At 72.8% G+C, this 16,584-nt stretch carries 9 protein-coding genes; 8 read left to right on the top strand and 1 reads right to left on the bottom strand.

Translation table 11 applies throughout. The features are described 5' to 3' along the window. Positions 1–279 precede the first annotated feature (279 nt). Together DRB89_RS12280 and DRB89_RS12275 are read left to right on the top strand one after the other, a co-directional pair. Complete coding sequence (locus tag DRB89_RS12280) at positions 280–3,588, top strand: right-handed parallel beta-helix repeat-containing protein (RefSeq protein ID WP_239516100.1); 3,309 nt, start codon at positions 280–282, stop codon at positions 3,586–3,588. Between the two features lie 89 nt (positions 3,589–3,677). Beyond that, positions 3,678–4,871, top strand: coding sequence for a S8 family serine peptidase (locus tag DRB89_RS12275; protein WP_112446620.1), 1,194 nt, complete (start codon positions 3,678–3,680; stop codon positions 4,869–4,871). 48 nt (positions 4,872–4,919) lie between these two features. On the opposite strand, the gene eccCa is transcribed toward DRB89_RS12275, so the two are convergent. After that, on the bottom strand, positions 4,920–8,927 hold the full coding sequence (gene eccCa, locus DRB89_RS12270; protein ID WP_112446621.1) for a type VII secretion protein EccCa: 4,008 nt from the start codon (positions 8,925–8,927) through the stop codon (positions 4,920–4,922). A gap of 191 nt (positions 8,928–9,118) precedes the next feature. On the opposite strand from eccCa, the gene eccD reads away from it, so the two are divergent. The 6 genes from eccD (at position 9,119) to DRB89_RS12240 (ending at position 16,518) form a co-directional block, all read left to right on the top strand. Then, entirely contained in the window at positions 9,119–10,525 is a 1,407-nt protein-coding gene (eccD, locus tag DRB89_RS12265) for a type VII secretion integral membrane protein EccD (RefSeq protein WP_112446622.1), read from the top strand. Between the two features lie 13 nt (positions 10,526–10,538). Then, complete coding sequence (eccB, locus tag DRB89_RS12260) at positions 10,539–12,020, top strand: type VII secretion protein EccB (RefSeq protein ID WP_112446623.1); 1,482 nt, start codon at positions 10,539–10,541, stop codon at positions 12,018–12,020. A 198-nt stretch (positions 12,021–12,218) separates the two neighbouring features. After that, complete coding sequence (locus DRB89_RS12255) at positions 12,219–12,578, top strand: hypothetical protein (protein ID WP_112446624.1); 360 nt, start codon at positions 12,219–12,221, stop codon at positions 12,576–12,578. Positions 12,579–12,630: 52 nt separating this feature from the next. Then, positions 12,631–12,960, top strand: coding sequence for a WXG100 family type VII secretion target (locus DRB89_RS12250; protein WP_112446625.1), 330 nt, complete (start codon positions 12,631–12,633; stop codon positions 12,958–12,960). Positions 12,961–13,056: 96 nt separating this feature from the next. Beyond that, positions 13,057–13,557 carry a type VII secretion system-associated protein gene (locus DRB89_RS12245; RefSeq protein WP_112446626.1) on the top strand — a complete coding sequence of 167 codons (501 nt, stop codon included), beginning with the start codon at positions 13,057–13,059 and terminating at the stop codon, positions 13,555–13,557. Between the two features lie 45 nt (positions 13,558–13,602). Then, the gene (locus DRB89_RS12240) at positions 13,603–16,518 is read left to right on the top strand and encodes an AAWKG family protein (protein ID WP_112446627.1); all 2,916 of its coding nucleotides are present in this window, start codon (positions 13,603–13,605) and stop codon (positions 16,516–16,518) included. Positions 16,519–16,584: the final 66 nt, after the last annotated feature.

The following is a 16,584-nucleotide window of genomic DNA, read 5'->3' as shown; positions in this document are numbered from 1 at the left end:
TGGCCCGCCGGACGGGCTCGCGTACAGCGGGACCCTTCCGTGACGCCGCCCTGTCCACCGTGGAGGGGGCACACACCTGATCCGCGCGGTCGACACCCGGCGGCCGCAGGGCGGGACGACCCGTCAGACAGACCCCGTGGCCGCTTGTTTCCGGCCGAGGGCGGTAGCGGCCCGTCCGCCCCAGCAGGCATGATGGGCACATCAGTTCCACACGCCCCGGAAGCGACCGGACGCCGCCAAACAGCGGAAACGACGTCGGGGTGCCCGGGAGGTCAGAACGTGTCACGCCAGCTGCTCACCGTCGCCCAGGACGGGACGGGCGACTGCCGCACCATCTCCGAGGCGCTCCGCGCGGCCCGTACCGGAGCTGTGATCAGCATCGCCCCCGGACGCTACGAGGAGAGCCTCACGCTCGTCACGTCGCTGACGCTGACCACCACGGAGGGCCGCGGCACCGTGGAGCTGGCGCCCCGCCAGGGCTCGGCCCTCATCATGGCGTGCGATTCGGCCATGGTGAACTCCCTCGTCCTGCGCGGCCACGACGACGAACTGCCCGTCGTGGACGTCGCCCGCGGGCAGCTCCTGCTCGACCGGTGCGACGTGTACGGCGCCTCCTGGGCGGCCCTGTTCGCCCGCGGCGCCGGCTCGCTGGCGATCCGCCAGTGCCGGATCGAGAACCCCCAGGGCGCCGGAGTGGTGTCCACCTCGGCGGCGGAGAGCCTCCTGGAGGAGTGCGTCGTCGAGCACCTCGGGACCTCCGCCGTGGTCGCCGGCGAGCAGGGCAGGATCTCCGTGCGCGCGGGGCGGCTCCGCGACGCGCGCGGCAACGGCGTCCTCGCGAACGGCCGCGCCCGGGTCCTGGTGGAGGACTGCGAGATCTCCGCCGCCGACAAGCCCGGGGTGGCCGCCGAGGAGGAGAGCACGGTCACCGTTTCGCGGTCCACCGTCACGGACTCCGTCGTGGGCGTGTTCATGAGCACCAGCGGCGCGACCGTCCTGGAGGACGTCACCGTCCGGAACACCACCGGTCACGGGTTCGTGGTCGGCGCCGGCTCCGCGCCGACCCTGCGGCGCTGCCGCACGGACCGGACCGCGGGGCACGGACTGCTGGTGACCGAGCGCAGCCGGGGGGTGTTCGAGGACTGCGTGTTCACCGCCGCCCGGGACGCCGCGGTCCGCGTCACCGACTTCTCCTCGCCCGTCCTCACCGCCGCCGTGGTCCGCGACGCCGAGGGGACGGGGGTCCTCCTGGACGAGGACTGCGCCGCCGAGATCGACCGGCTGGAGGTGGTCGGCAGCGGCCAGGGCGGCGTACTGATCCGGTCGCGCGCCAATCCCCTGCTGCGGCGCAGCACCATCGCGCGCTCGGCGGGCCACGGCATCGAGGTGCTGGCGGACGGCCGGGGACGGCTGGAGGACTGCCTGGTCGAGGAGTCCGGGGGTGCGGCGCTGCACGTGTCCGGGCACGGGAACCTGTACGTCGGACAGGGTCGGCTGCGGACTGCCAAGGGCCCCGGCGTGCAGGTGGGCGCGCTCGGCGCGGTGATCCTGCGCGACACCGAGGTGGACGACTGCCTGGGCGCGGGCATCCGGGTCGAGGAGCGGGGCGAGCTGACGGCGGCCCGGTCCCGGGTGCGGGGTGCGGGCGAGCACGGGGTGCTGGTCGCGGCGGGCGCCCGTACCTCCCTGAGCGCCTGCGAGGTGACCGGTTCGGCCGCCGACGGGGTTCGTGTGGAGGGCTCCGACCCCGTTTCGGTGATCGGCTGCACCCTGCGGGACAACAAGGGCAGCGGGCTGCGCCAGGCCGTTCCCGGCGACCGCCTGGCGGTGGAGCAGCTCACCAGCGCCGGCAACGGCGCCCCGGACGCCTGGGGCAGCGCCGCCGACGCGCAGGCGGCCGGCGACGGCCGGCTGCCGGGCGGTGCGGCCGTCGTCGCCCCTGCCGAGGCGGAGGCGGAGGGCGGCGCGGCGGCGGAGCTGCGGTCCTTGATCGGCCTCGACGAGGTCAAGGAGCAGGTGCTGACCCTGATCAACCTGAACCGCATGGCGCAGCGCCGGGCCGGGCTCGGCATGCCCGCGCCGCCGATGAGCCGCCATCTGGTCTTCGCGGGCCCGCCGGGCACCGGCAAGACCACGGTGGCCCGGCTCTACGGTTCGATCCTCGCCTCGCTCGGGGTGCTGCGCTCGGGCCATCTGGTGGAGGTCTCCCGGGCCGACCTCGTCGCGCAGATCGTCGGCGGAACGGCCATCAAGACGACGGAGACCTTCAAGAAGGCGCTCGGCGGGGTGCTGTTCATCGACGAGGCGTACACACTGCTGTCGGACTCGGCGGGGTCGGGAGCGGACTTCGGCCGGGAGGCGATCGACACCCTGGTCAAACTGATGGAGGACCACCGCGAGGACGTCGTGGTGGTGGCGGCCGGCTATCCGAAGGAGATGACGGACTTCCTCGCCTCCAACCCGGGTCTGGCCTCGCGGTTCACCCGCAGCGTGGAGTTCCGCGACTACTCCTCGGAGGAACTGGTCACCATCGTCGAGCGGATGTGCTCCGCGCACCGCTACGAGCTGGACGGGGAGGCCCGCCCCTCTCTGCACGCGTACTTCGAGCGGATCCCCCGCGACGCCGGTTTCGGCAACGGGCGCACCGCGCGGAAGGTCTTCGAGGAGATGGTGGACCGGCAGGCGTCCCGGCTCGCCACCCGCGGCGACGTCGACGAGCGCGATCTGGCGCTGCTGACCGCCGAGGACGTGGGCCTGCCCGCGGCCGCCGCGGCCGGGGAGGACCAGGACCCGCTGCTGCGGCTGGACGCGCTGACCGGTCTGGCGGCGGTCAAGCGCGAGGTGAGCGACCTCGTCAACCTGCTGGCGACGGCGCGGCGCCGGGCCGCGGCGGGGCTGCCGGCCCCCAGGATCAGCAACCACCTCGTCTTCGCCGGCCCGCCCGGTACCGGCAAGACCACGGTGGCCCGGCTGTACGGCGAGCTGCTGGTGTCCCTGGGCGTGCTCCCGCGCGGGCAGCTGGTGGAGGTGGCGCGGGCGGACCTGGTGGGCCGCTACATCGGGCACACCGCGCAGTTGACCAAGGAGGTCTTCCAACGCGCGCTCGGCGGCGTCCTCTTCATCGACGAGGCGTACACGCTGACCCCGCAGGGCTCGGGCGCCTCCTCGGACTTCGGCCAGGAGGCGGTGGACACCCTGCTGAAGCTGATGGAGGACCACCGCGACGAGGTGGTGGTGATCGTCGCCGGCTACACGGAGGAGATGGACCGCTTCCTGCACTCCAACCCGGGTCTGGCCTCACGCTTCGCCCGGCACGTCGAGTTCCCCGACTACTCCTCGGACGAGCTCGTCACGATCGTGCGCCAGAACGCGCTGGAGAACGGCTACGAGTGCGCCCCCGGCGCGGCTTCGGCGCTGCGCGCGTACTTCGAGTCGATCCCGCGCGGCCGGACCTTCGGCAACGCCCGGCTGGCCCGCCAGACCCTGGAGGCCATGATGACGCGGCAGGCACGCCGGCTCAGTGCACTCGCGGCGCCAAGCCTGGACGACCTGCGGCTGTTGCTCGCCGAGGACCTGCGGGAGCACTGAGCGGGAGCACCGAAGCGGCGGGCCCGGCCCGTACCCGACCGAGAAGAAGCCCCGTCCCCCGCAGGGCGGGCCCCGACCGAGGACCTCCCATGCGTCGCCGTACCCGTCTGCTGTTGTGCACCACCGTTCTCGCTGCGCTGGCCGGTCCGGCGCCCCTCGCGGCGGCGCGGGTCGCCAACGACGGCCCGACGACGCTGCCGGGCGTGCCCGACGTACTCGCTTCCGGCCAGGGCTGCACCACGGTGCCGGGCAAGGACACGGCTGCGGCTCCCTGGACCCGGGGCGCCCTGGGGCTGGAGCAGGTGTGGCGCCTGTCCCGGGGCCGCGGGGTGACGGTGGCGGTCGTCGGTACCGGGGTGAGCGACGCGCCGGCCGTGCTCGCGGGCCGGGTCCGGGTACTGGGCGACGCGGGCCGGGACTGCGTGGGCCGGGGCACCTTCCAGGCCGGCCTGGTCGCCGGGGCGGCGCTGGCCGGCCAGGGGTTCTCCGGGGTGGCGCCGGAGGCGCGGATCCTCGCCGTGCGCGGCACCGGGGAGCGCGGCGAGCCGGACGCGGCCCGGCTGGCGGCCGGGGTGCGGGAGGCGGCCGAGGCAGGGGCGGGCGTCATCACGGTGACCGCGCCGCTGGACGGCACCGACCCCCGGGTGGTGGAGGCCATGGCGGTGGCCCGGGCGAAGGACGCCCTGGTGATCGCGCCCGCCGCGGCGGACGGTCCGCCGCCGGGAGGGGGCGATCCGCAGCCCGCCCCCGTGGCTCCGGCGCAGGCGCTGGCCGTGCTGGACACCGGGCCGCAGGGGACGAGGCCGGAGTCCGCGCCGCCCTTCCGGCACGCCGACCTGTCGGCACCGGGCGGCGCCCTGGTGGGGCCGGGCCCGGTGGGTAACGGCAAGTGGACCGGCTCGGGCGCCTCGATGGCCGCGGCGGTCACGGCGGGCACCGCGGCCCTTGTGCGCGCCTACCACCCCGGTCTGAACGCGGAGGGGGTGCGCGGGGCGCTGCTGGCCGGCGCGTATCCGGGGGACCTGCCCGCGCTGGACCCGTACGGGGCCGTGTCCGGGGTCGCCCCCGGTACGGCGGCCCCCGCCGAGGCGGCGCGCGTGGACCCGGTCAGCCTGCCCGAGGCGCCGCGGACGGCGGGGGCGCGGACGACGGCCCTGCTGGTGACGGCCGTCGCGGGCGGGACGGTGCTGCTGGTGGCCTTCCTCGCGGTGGTCCTGCCGCGCGGCCGCAGCCGCGGCTGGCGGCCGGGCCGGCTGGACGACCGGGGCACGTCTGCCAGGTAGCCAAAAGCCGGGGCGCCCGACGCCGGGGGACGGGCCGGCGTACGCGGCTCACTGCTCTTCGGAGCCCTCCTCCCCGGGGTCGGGCAGGGCGAGGTGGACCAGCCGGGTCTTGCGGCGTACGACGCTCTGGGCCCGGCCCGGCGGCAGAATGCGCGGCTTGACGCTGTCGAGGAGGTAACCCTCCGACGGCGGGCAGGACAGCAGCAGCGCCGACGAGTTGACCTCGTTCATCTTGCGGACGAGGGGGTCCGTCCGGCCCGCGCCGGTGGAGGCGCGGGCAACGATCATGTGCAGGCCGATCTCGTGGCCGAGCGGCAGGTGGGCGAGCAGCGGTTCGAAGGGGCCGTCGAAGGCCGAGCCGACCATCTCGTAGTCGTCGACGACGACGAACAGGCGCGGCCCGTTCCACCAGTCGGCGCGGCGCATCCGGGCCGGGGAGATGTCCTCCCCGGGGAGCCGGTCGGCCATCGCGCGGGCCACGCCGTCCACGTACTCGCGCAGCGGGTCCGCGGAGACGGCGTGCCCGAGCCGGTACTCCTCGGGGATGGCCTCGACCAGGCCCCGGCGGTAGTCGACCACCAGGAAGCTCGCCTCGTCGGGGCTGTGGGTGGCCATGATGCGCTGGACGAGCAGCCGGAGCGCGCTGGTCTTTCCGCTCTCGGTGTCTCCGACCAGGTAGAGGTGCGGGCTCTGACGGAAGTCGTGCCAGACGGGGGCCAGTTCGACCTCGTCGAGGCCGATCGCCACTCGCAGCGGGTGGTCGGAGGCGGGGAGTTCGGCGGCGGGCAGCTGGGTGGGGAGCATGCGCACCTGCGGCGCCGGAGGCGCGTCCCAGCTCTCCGCGACGGCCTCGACGAGGTCGGCGAGGGCCTCCGAGAGGTCCTCCGCCTGCTCCTGGCCGTCGATCCGGGGCAGGGCCGCGAGGAAGTGCATCTTGTCGGGGCTCAGGCCCCGGCCCGTGGTGACGGGTACGGTGGCGGCCTTGCGGATGTCGATGGCGGAGTCCATGGGGTCGCCCATGCGCAGTTCGAGCCGGGTGCCGATCTGGTCGCGCAGGGAGGCGGACACGTCCACCCAGCGCGAGGTGGCGATCACGAGGTGGACGCCGTAATTCAGTCCCCGGGAGGCCAGTTCGCCGAAGATGCCGAGGTCGTCGAAGAGTTCGCTGCGGACCGTGGACCAGCCGTCCACGACGAGGAAGACGTCGCCGAAGGGCTGGTCGGCGAACTCGCCGGCCGCGCGCCGCCTGCGGTAGGTGGACATCGAGTCGATGCCCTCCTCCTGGAAGAACAGCTCGCGCCGGCCCAGCAGTGAGGTGACCTCCGCGAGGGTGCGCGAGATGCGCTCCCGGTCCAGGCGGCCGGCGACCCCGCCGACGTGCGGGAGGCCCGCGAGCGAGGAGAGCGCGCCGCCGCCGAAGTCCAGGCAGTAGAACTGCACTTCTCGGGGGGTGTGGGTGAGGGCGAGGGAACAGATCAGGGTGCGCAGCAGGGTGCTCTTGCCGCTCTGCGGTCCGCCCGCGACGGCGACGTGGCCCCCGGCGCCGGAGAGGTCGACGGTGAGCAGGTCCCGTACCTGCTCGAAGGGGCGGTCGACGAGGCCGACCGGCACGCGCAGCCGCCCGCGGTCCGGGGAGCCGGCGGTCGTGAGGCCGAAATCGGGGTCCGGGGTCAGCGGCGGCAGCAGGGAGTCGAGGCTCGGCGGGGTGTCGAGCGGGGGCAGCCACACCTGGTGTGCGGGCGGTCCGCTGTCGCGCAGCCGGTCCAGGGCGAGGCCGAGCAGGCTCGTCCCCTCAGTCTCGGGCTCGGGCTCGTTCTCCGGGTCGGGTTCGGGGGCGAGCGGCAGGGTGTGGGGCACCACCCACTCGGTACCCCAGGGGACGACCTGCCGGGCGATCTGCTCGCGGCGGACGCCGCGGCGGGGCGCCTTGTACGTACCGGACACGTACGCGGCGCGGAAGCGGGTCAGGGCCTCGACGCCGCTCTTGAGATAGCCACTGCCGGGCTGCGAGGGCAGGTGGTAGGCGTCGGGCACGCCGAGGACGCCGCGGCTCTCGATGGCGGAGAAGGTGCGCAGGCCGATGCGGTAGGAGAGGTGGCCCTCCAGCTGGTTCATGCGGCCCTCCTCCAGCCGCTGGGAGGCGAGCAGCAGGTGCACTCCGAGCGACCGCCCGAGCCGGCCGATCATGACGAACAGCTCCATGAAGTCGCGGTGCGCGGCGAGCAGCTCGCTGAATTCGTCGACGACGACGAACAGGCTGGGCAGCGGCGCGATCTGCGCACCGGCGGCGCGGGCGCGCTCGTACTCCAGGAGGGAGGCGTGGTTGCCGGCCTTGCGCAGCAGTTCCTGGCGGCGGATCAGTTCGCCGTGCAGGGCGTCCTGCATGCGGCCGACGAGGGCGACCTCGTCGGCGAGGTTGGTGATGACGGCGGAGGTGTGGGGCAGTTCGTCCATTCCGAGGAAGGTGGCGCCGCCCTTGAAGTCGACGAGGACGAAGTTGAGGGTCTCGGAGGAGTGGGTGAGTGCCAGGCCGAGGACGAGGGTGCGCAGCAGCTCGCTCTTGCCGGAGCCGGTGGCGCCGATGAGCATGCCGTGCGGGCCCATGCCGCCCTGGGCGGACTCCTTGATATCGAGTTCGACGGGGGTGCCGTCCTCGCCGACGGCGATGGGCACCCGCAGCCGTCCGCGGCCTTCGACGGCTCGCTGGGGCTGGCCCCAGAGGCGGGCGGGCTCGTGCCGCCGCAGGTCGGGGATGCCGAGCAGGGCCGTCAGTTCGGTCTCGGCGACGAAGGGCTCCGAGGCGGTGACGCCGCCGCCGAGCCGGTACGGGGCGAGGCGCGCGGCCAAGGCGCGGGCGGCGGCCGGGCCGAGGCTGTCCGGGCGACCCAACAGGGTTGCCTGTTCTTTGCGTTCGCGATCGGTGCGGACGAGGTGCAGGCCCTCGTCGTCCAGGCGCAGCCGCAGGGTGCCCCGGGCGGCCTTCCAGGCGAGGGCCCCGCCGAGGTCCACGAGTACGGTGTTGCGGTAGCCGGGTCCGGTGACACGGTGCCCGGAGGGCACGGCCCCGCCGTCCACCACGACCACGGTGAAGGGCTCGTCACGGCCCGGCGGGGTCTCCGGGTCGAACGGCGGCCGCTGGGTGAAGTCCGCGCCGAGCAGCTCCTCCAGCGCCTGGAAGTCCGCGGCGGCGAGCCGGGCCTGACCCGCGCCGTCGCGCTGGTAGCCGTGCTGGGCGTGAGGGAGCCACTTGAGCCACTCCCACGCGGCGCGCCGCTCGTCGCTGACGCACAGCGCGATGTTCAGCTCCTCCGGCGCGTGGAAGGTGACCAGTTGGGCGAGGAGCGACCGCAGCAGGGCCCGGGACCGCTGCCCCTCCTCCCCGCCCCCGTCGCCGCCTTCCTCCCGGATCACCACGCGCGACCAGGCGCGCAGGTACAGGGCGATGGGCTGGTCGGGGACGGTTCCGTAGGCGCGGATGAAACTGCGCAGCGCGTGTGCGGCGAGCGGTTCGAGGTCCTCGACCGGCTTGGTCGCGAGGGGGGTGAGCCGTGTGGCGAGTTTCTGGTCGCCGACCGCCACCCGCACCTCGGCGAAGTCGTCGTCGGAGGGCCGGCGCTCCCACTGCCGGCTGGTCCCGGCCAGCGCCCACAGGGCGGCGGGCTCGGGGTGGCGCCAGGCCAGCGCCTTCTGCTGGGCGCCGACGGTGACGCGGATCTTGCGGCGCATCTGGGCCAGGTAGCGCAGGTAATCGCGTCGCTCACCCTTGAGTTTGCGTTTGCGTTCACCCGCACTGCGGATCAGCTGCGCGCCGATCATGGCCACGGAGGAGAGCAGCATCAGCCCGATGGCTATGTAGCTGAACGCGGTCGCCTGGCCGGGACGCAGGAACATCATGAGCATGCCGAGGGAGGTGAGTCCCATCGGCAGGTACGTCCACATGGCCGACGTGTTCGGTTCCGCCTCCGGCAGCGTGGGCGGCTCCTGGAGGCTGAGTTCGCCCTCGGGCATGTCGGGACCGCGGCGGCGGGCGGGCCGACGGAACAGGACGGTGCTCACGCTGGTGTGTCTCCTCGGGCTCGGCGCGTCCGGCCCCCGCCCCCCGTGCGGTGTCGCGGGGGACCGGGGACCGCTCTCCGCGCCGGGTGACGGCGGAGGGCCAAGGGTGGTCTGTGACCTGCTGTGTTGGTCACGGTAGTGTGCACTACCTCCCTTTGGTACCCCGGCCCCTGGATAGGTGCTGCACCGTCATGACTGAAACTCCGGGCATATCGAGCCCCGGCCTGTGCCGACTCACGGTGAGGACACCGCGGCGCCTGCTCGACCTCGCGGTGCCGGTCGACGTTCCACTGGCCGACCTCCTGCCCACGCTCCTGGACCACGCCGGCGAGGAACTCCCCGAGCAGGGAATCGAACACGGCGGCTGGGTCCTGCAACGCCTCGGTGGGGAACCGCTGGACGAGGAGAGCACACCCGAGGCGATGTCCCTGCGCGACGGGGAGACCCTCCATCTGCGTCCCCGCACCGAGGCATTGCCCGCGATCCACTTCGACGACCTCGTCGACGGGGTCGCCAGCACCATGCGCGGGCGCCCGCACGGCTGGGACGCCACGGCCGGCCGCCGGCTGCTGCGGACGGCGGGCGTCCTGCTGCTGGCCGCCGGCTGGGTCGTGTGCGCCCTGCCCGGAGGCAGCGGGCCGGCCCGGGCCGCCGTCGCCGGCATCACGGGACTGCTGGTCCTCTTCGGCGCCGCCGCGGCCTCCCGCGCGGTCGGGGACTCGGCCGCCGGAGCGGCTCTGGGCGTCTTCGTGGCGCCCTACCTGGCGCTGGCCGGCGCCCTGCTGCCCGTCGGCGAGGCCGACGGCGGCGGGCAGTTGGGCGGTGCCCGGCTGCTGGCCGCGTCCGCCGCGGCCGCGGGCGGCGCGGTGCTGGCCGTGGCCGCGGTGGCGGCCTTCGTACCGCTGCTGCTGTCGGTGGCGGTGGCCGCACTGGCTGGGGCGGTCTGGGGGACGCTGATGCTGACGCTGGACGTCGGCCTCGGGCCCGCGGCGAGCGTGGTGGCGGTGTTCGCCGTGGCCGTCGGCGGGCTGGTCCCCGGATTGGCCTTCCGGCTGTCGGGGCTGCGACTGCCGATCCTGCCGTCCAACGCAGAGGAGTTGCAGGAGGGCATCGACCCGCACCCCCACGAAGGGGTCGTCGGCCGCACCGCGCTGGCCGAGGAGTGGATGACCGCCCTCTACGCGGCCGTCGGCCTGGTCTGCGCCATGGCCCTCACCGCACTGCTGCTGGACGACCCGGGCACCCCGGCCCGCGTCACCGCGGGCGTGCTCAGCCTGCTCCTGCTGCTGCACTCCCGGCCCATCGGGAACGTCTGGCAGCGCCCGGCGGTCTTCCTGCCCGGCCTGTACGGGCTGGTCCTCGCGGCCCTCACCGGCGCGTCCGCCCTCTCCCCCGGCAACCGCCCGGCGGTGCTCGCGACCCTGCTGGTGCTGGCCGGGGTGGCGCTCGTCACGTCCTGGACCGTGCCCGGCCGCCGCATCCTGCCCCACTGGGGCCGGGCCGGGGACATCCTGCACACGTGCGCGGCGGTCGCGCTGATCCCGCTGGCGCTGTGGGTGCTCGGCGTCTACGGCGCCCTGCGCTCCATTTCCGGCTGACGGGGGGAACGACATGCAGTCCAGGAAGGACCAGGTCCAGGCCCACATGTTCGTCATGGGCCGGCTGACCAGTGGCATGCTGCGGCAGGACCCGGACGCCCCGGAGAGCCCGGTCGGCCGCACCAATCGCGGCCTGGCCTGGGGCATCGGCCTCGGCGTGGTGCTCGTCGTCGGCTTCGTGCTGTTCGGGCTGCTGTCCCCGGCCGGCACCAAGTCCTGGCGGACGGCGAACGCGCTGATCGTGGAGAAGGACACCGGAACGCGCTACTTGTACCTCGACGGGCGGCTCCACCCGGTACGGAACTACGCCTCGGCCCGCCTCATGTCCGAAAACCGGCTGAGCACCGTCACGGTGTCCTCGGCGTCCCTGCGCGGCGAGCCGCACGGCACCCCGGTCGGCATTCCCGGCGCCCCGGACTCGCTGCCCGAACCCGGCGACCTGGAGAAGGGCTCCTGGCAGGTGTGCGCCGACGAACCCCGCCAGACGGGTCCGGACGGCACCGGCCGCACGGCCCGCACCTCGCTGCGCCTCGGCTTCGCCTCCGACGGCGAGGCACCGGGGAACCAGCGGGCGCTGCTCGTCGCCGGCCCCGACGGGGTCCGGCACGTGCTGTGGGGGGACCGCCGGCTGCGGATCGGCGGGCACGGGGCCCAGCAGGCGCTCGGCTATTCCGGCGCCGTCCCCACCGCCGTCTCGGCCGCCTTCCTGGACAGCCTGCCCGCGGGCGCCGACCTGGCCGCCCCCGAGATCGAGGGCCGCGGTACGGATGCGGGCACGGTCGGCGGCGCGGCCGCCCGGGTGGGCCAGGTCTTCACCCTCTCCTCCCCCGGCACCGCGCAGCAGTACTTCCTGCTGGAGGCTGCCGGACTGCGCCCGCTCTCCGCGCTCGCGGCGGCCCTGGTCCTGGGCGACGACCGCACGGCCGGTCAGGCGTACCCGGGCCGCGTCCCGGCGGCGCTGGCACTGAGCGCCGACGAGCTGACCCGCCGGCAGGCCCCCGCCGGACAGGGCGGATCGGACCCCGCGGACTGGCCGGCCGGCGCCCCGGCCGCACTGGCCCTGACCGCCGGCTCCCAGCTCTGCGCCCAGATCCAGCCCGAGGGCACCGCCCCCCGGATCCGCATCGCCCTGGTACGCGAGGCGGGGAGGGTCCCGGACCCGGCTGCGGGACCGGAGATCGCGCGGGCCTGCCTGCCGGTGGACGGGATCGCGGTCCGCCCGGGAGGCGGGGCGCTGGTACAGGCGCTCGGCGCCGGTGGCGGCGTACGCGGCACCACGACGTACCTGGTCACCGACGTCGGCGTGAAGTACCGGCTGCCGGACGCCGCCGCGGTGGAGCGGCTGGGGCTGAAGGGCGGGCACGCCCAGGCCGTGCCGTCGAGGCTGCTGGACATGCTGCCCACGGGCCCGCGGCTCGACGTGGACACGGCGATGGGCCGTCAGCCCGCGGCGGGCGCCGGAGGTTTGAAACCGGCCGACTCCCCCTGCGAGTGAACCCGCGGCGGAGTTTCACCATCCTCCTCGGTGGTGACCGGCCGTTCTCGCGTCCGGACATCAGAGGAAGCTCAAAAGACGACTCCCCTCGTTGCAGCGCCCATACAAATGTTCTTACCATCAGCCGACACGCGGACGGGTTTCGCACCCGCTCCGCTCCCCGTCCCCATGGCCGCGCGCCAGACAAGGAACACCATCATGGCGACTCCGCCGCCTCCCGGTAGCACCCAGACTTCGGACCAGAGCGAGAACCAGCGCGGCTACAACGCCCTCCAGCAGGCCAAGACGGGCGTGGAGAGGGCCCAGACCGACGTGAAGACGGTCATGGACGGCCTGATCAGGGCCTACGGCGGCGCCGACGGAGCCGCGTTCCAGGGCCTGCTCAACGAGTGGAGCGGCCAAGTGGACCTGATCACCCGGAGCATGGGCGAGATGATGCAGACGCTGACCGAGACCGGGCAGGCGCAGTCGCGCACCCAGGGCCAGATCAACGACTTCATCCAGGAAGCCAAGCGCTCCTCGATCTCCCAGGGAGCCCAGAACCGGCTCAACCCCTGAGCCGGCAAGCCTCCGTCACCTCTCCGTCAGCCCGCCGCCCGAGGAGCCCCGCATGTCCGACTTCTATTCCAACAAGACCGACGGCGTCATCCACGTCCAGTACCAGCACGTCGACCGTGCCGCAGAGGACATGCGGATGCAGACGACCGCGATCCAGAACACCGTCAAGGCCCTCAACGAGGAACTGGCCGGCCTCCGCGGCGCCTGGCAGGGCCAGGACGCCGCCGTCTACGGCCAGAAGCAGACCGACTGGAACACGGCCTCGGACGGCCTCGGCGCCATCCTCGCGAAGCACAGCGAACTGCTGAACATGATCAGCGAGATCTACAAGAAGCACGAGAACCGCAGCGCCGACCAGTGGAACAACGTCCGCATCCGCTGACCCGCCCCGACGGCGCCGCCGGCCCCGTCCGGCGGCGCCGGGACGTACCCGCAACCCCGCCCAGCCGCCCAGCCGCCCAGCCGCCCGGGAGTGACCATGGCCGACGGTACCGATCTGTCCCATCTCGACAAGGACAGTCTGGAGAAGTTCAGAACGGACAGCCTCGACGGGATCGCCGCCTTCGTCGCGCGCCTCAAAACGCTGACGAGCACGGGCCAGGAGGCGGGCCCGATCGCTTCCATGGAGTCGCTGGCCAGAACGATGGGGAACCTTGCCACCCCCTTCATGACGACCCCCCCGCGGTTCGGCAGGCTGGGGACCAATGACGACAAAGAAGAGACACCGATAGACGGGACGCCGCTCGTCAAGTTCATGGGGTCCACCTCCACCTCGCTGGCCGCGATCCTGACCAAGCAGAGGATCCTCTTCACCGAGATCGACGACGAACTGATTCAGACGATCAAGGAACTGGGCGATGCCCAGAGCGAAAGCCTCGACGGCATAACCGGGGCGGACTTCCTCGTCGACTGGAAAGACGTCAACCAGGCCTTCACGCCCGACAAACCCGCGCCCCCGCCCTCACCCTCGACCACCTGACCGTCCCACCACCCGTCGCGTTCCCCGGAAGGGCCCCTCTCCGCCATGGCAACACCGCCCCCACAGAACCCGACCCGGTGGGAATACGTCGTCGGACAACTCACCGGCTTCGCGGGCGGCAAGCGCGAGGACGTCGGGAAGGTGGGGAGCACCGGCGACCAGACCGTTCCCGGGACCGGCTGGCTGAGAGCGCACCCCAAAGCCCTCCCGCTGCTGAACGATTCCGAAGGCAATACGGAGAGCCTCCCGAACGTCGAGACCAAAGGTCCCGAGCGGGTCATCAAGTTCTACGACATCGCCCACAAGACCAACGGGGTCGAAAAGTACTGGGAGATCACACTGGGTGTTCCCTGGAACGAGGGCGGCAACGACTTCAGCAACAAGGGGAAGGCCGGCGCCTACGACTGGGGATACGGCGAGGCCCTCAAGTCCTTCATGGACAACGGAACCACCGCGAACCTGGATCTGGGATATGTGGGCGTCAAGGCCGTTGACGAGAAGGACTGCGTACAACTGGCCACGATCATGGACACGGCGAAGTCGTTCGACGAGGTGCGCACCTTCTTCATCGACTACCAGAAGAAGATCGAGACCTGGTCGAAGAGCCTCGGCGGGGACGACGCCGCCTGGAAGGGCTCGGCGGCGGATGTCTTCCGTACCCTGATCCAAGGACTTGACCTCGGGTACAAGGACCTCGGCGAGGAGCTCACCGCGAACCGGGGCATAGCCAGCGTGAAGCTGGGAAACCTTCCCGCCGTCGCCTCGGACACTTCGACCGGCCGAGAGATCCTGCGTTGCGCGAAGGCCATCCACGATGCCGCGACGAAGCTGCACGAGACCTGGGAGACGTGGTCGTTCTCCAGCGAGACCCAGCCCGCCACCTTCACGCCGACGCACTTCCTCGACCTGGAGATCGACAAGGTCGTCAAGTACATCAACAGCGAGAACATCCAGAAGGTGACCCTGGACGCGCCGAACAACAAGCTCGTACAGGGCGAAGGGTTCTCCATCTACTACGAGCCGTTCGGCGACCTGACCCAGAAGGAGGCCTGGCAGAAGCTCGCACAGCAGGCCTACCTCGGCTGGGTGGCGAACCTGCTGAGCCTCGACACGGTCGCGCTCGCACAGGCCAGCGCGCTCAACAACGCCTTCGCCGACCTCAAGTACGCCACCAGCTCCTTCACCTTCAACCCGGGCTTCACCGACCTCGCGACCAAGTACGCCGAGAACACGGCGAAGAACAAGCAGAAGGAGCTGGACGAGAAGGGCGGGGGCGACGGCGGGGAGAAGCCGCCGCCGAAGCTCGACCCGAACGGCATCGGCGGTGGCGGCGGCATCGGCGGTGGCGGCGGCATCGGCGGTGGCGGCGGTGACAAGAAGGGCAAGGTCCCCCCGCCCACCCTGGACCTCAACAACCCCGGCGGCAATCTGGGCAACGGCGGCAAGCCGCCGCCCACGCTCGGGATCAACCCGCCCGGGCTCGGTCTGGGCAACAGCGTCCGCAACCCCGACGGTTCCGTCACCGTCCGCAACCCCGACGGTTCGTACACCACGACGTACCCGGACGGACGCCAGGAGAAGACTCCCCCGGGCTCGCCCCCGCCGTTCCTCGGGATCAACCCGCCCGGCCTCGGTACCGGTCACGGGACCGCTCCGCTGAAGACGGTCAAGGGCCCGGACGGCAGCACCACCGCGTACAACCAGGACGGCTCCCGGACGGTCACGCACAAGGACGGGACCACCACCACAATCGGCCGCGACGGCACGACCACGACGGTGAACCCGGACGGCTCGACGACCGTGCTGCACAAGGACGGTAGCGAGACGGTCAGCTACCCGGACGGGACCAAGACCACGATCCGCCCGGACGGCAGCGCCGTCACGCAGTTCAAGGACGGCTCGACGCAGGTCCGTGCCACCGACGGCACCTTGACCACCACCGATCCCGAGGGCAACAAGACCGTCAACCGCCCGGAGGCGGGGCAGACCGTTCACAACCCCGACCGCTCGACCACGACCTTCAACAAGGACGGTTCGGCCACGACGGTCCACACCAACGGGACCAGGACCACCGTGAGTCCGAACGGAACGGTCACCACGATCGACCCCGACGGCACGAAGACGGTCTCCCACCTCGGCAGGAACACCTCGACCATCGAGTACGCGGACGGTTCCGTGGCCAAGGTGGACAAGGACGGCACGGTCGTCACCACCTACAAGGACGGCACCTCCACCAAGCTCGGCCCGGACGGTACCTACACGACCACCGAGCCGGACGGGGACAAGAAGACCGAGCACCTGAACCCGCTGGGCGGGAACGCGGGCGCGGAGACCAAGCACAACCCGGACGGCTCCACGACCACGAAGTACCCGGACGGCACGGTGGACCAGAAGCTCCAGGACGGCGGCCACAAGATCACCTACCCGGACGGGCGGACGGTCACCACGGACGCCGACGGCCGGACGGTCTCGGTCACGGGCGGCCCGACGGGTCTGGGCCCGAACGGCTCCTCGGGCAGGCTCAGCGACTTCGACTACTACGACTACCCGGACGACTACCGGAAGTCGGGGTCCTCCCTGTCGGGCGGCGGCTACGGCTCGGGCGGCCCGTCCGCGCCGACCCCGCTCGGCGCCAACCCCCTGGGGCACACCCTCACCCCGCCCCCCGGCGCGGGTACGGGTACGACCGTCCCCGGAGAGCGCAACCGGGCGTCCGCGCTCAACGAGGCGGCGGCCACCCGCGGTCGCGTCGCCCAGCTCGCCGCCGAGGAGGCCGCCGCGCTGCGCCGGCCGGCCACCACCTCGGGCGGGATGCCGATGATGCCGCCGATGGGCGGCGGCATGGGCGGCGGGGGCCAGAGCACGCAGAGCGAGGAGCGCGAGCGCGCCACCTGGGTCAGCGAGGACGAAGACGTCTGGGGCACCGACGAGGGCGGCGTCTCCGCGGTGATCGGGCGGTGAACCCGGCCGGTGGGAAAGCCGTCGAGGGACGAGGGACGGTCTCCGACCGCTCCCGGTACGCAGCAC

Origin of the sequence: Streptomyces sp. ICC4 (genome assembly GCF_003287915.1) — a bacterium.
Taxonomy (GTDB): Bacteria; Actinomycetota; Actinomycetes; order Streptomycetales; family Streptomycetaceae; genus Streptomyces; species Streptomyces tritrimontium.
The sequence above is the reverse complement of the archived record's forward strand: the minus strand, read 5'-3'. Positions and strand labels throughout refer to the sequence as shown.

Excerpts from the sequence above, each read along its gene's own strand:
- DRB89_RS12275 (WP_112446620.1), top strand. The coding sequence starts at position 3,678 with ATGCGTCGCCGTACCCGTCTGCTGTTGTGCACCACCGTTCTCGCTGCG.
- eccD (WP_112446622.1), top strand. The coding sequence starts at position 9,119 with ATGACTGAAACTCCGGGCATATCGAGCCCCGGCCTGTGCCGACTCACG.
- eccB (WP_112446623.1), top strand. The coding sequence starts at position 10,539 with ATGCAGTCCAGGAAGGACCAGGTCCAGGCCCACATGTTCGTCATGGGC.
- DRB89_RS12255 (WP_112446624.1), top strand. The coding sequence starts at position 12,219 with ATGGCGACTCCGCCGCCTCCCGGTAGCACCCAGACTTCGGACCAGAGC.
- DRB89_RS12250 (WP_112446625.1), top strand. The coding sequence starts at position 12,631 with ATGTCCGACTTCTATTCCAACAAGACCGACGGCGTCATCCACGTCCAG.
- DRB89_RS12245 (WP_112446626.1), top strand. The coding sequence starts at position 13,057 with ATGGCCGACGGTACCGATCTGTCCCATCTCGACAAGGACAGTCTGGAG.
- DRB89_RS12240 (WP_112446627.1), top strand. The coding sequence starts at position 13,603 with ATGGCAACACCGCCCCCACAGAACCCGACCCGGTGGGAATACGTCGTC.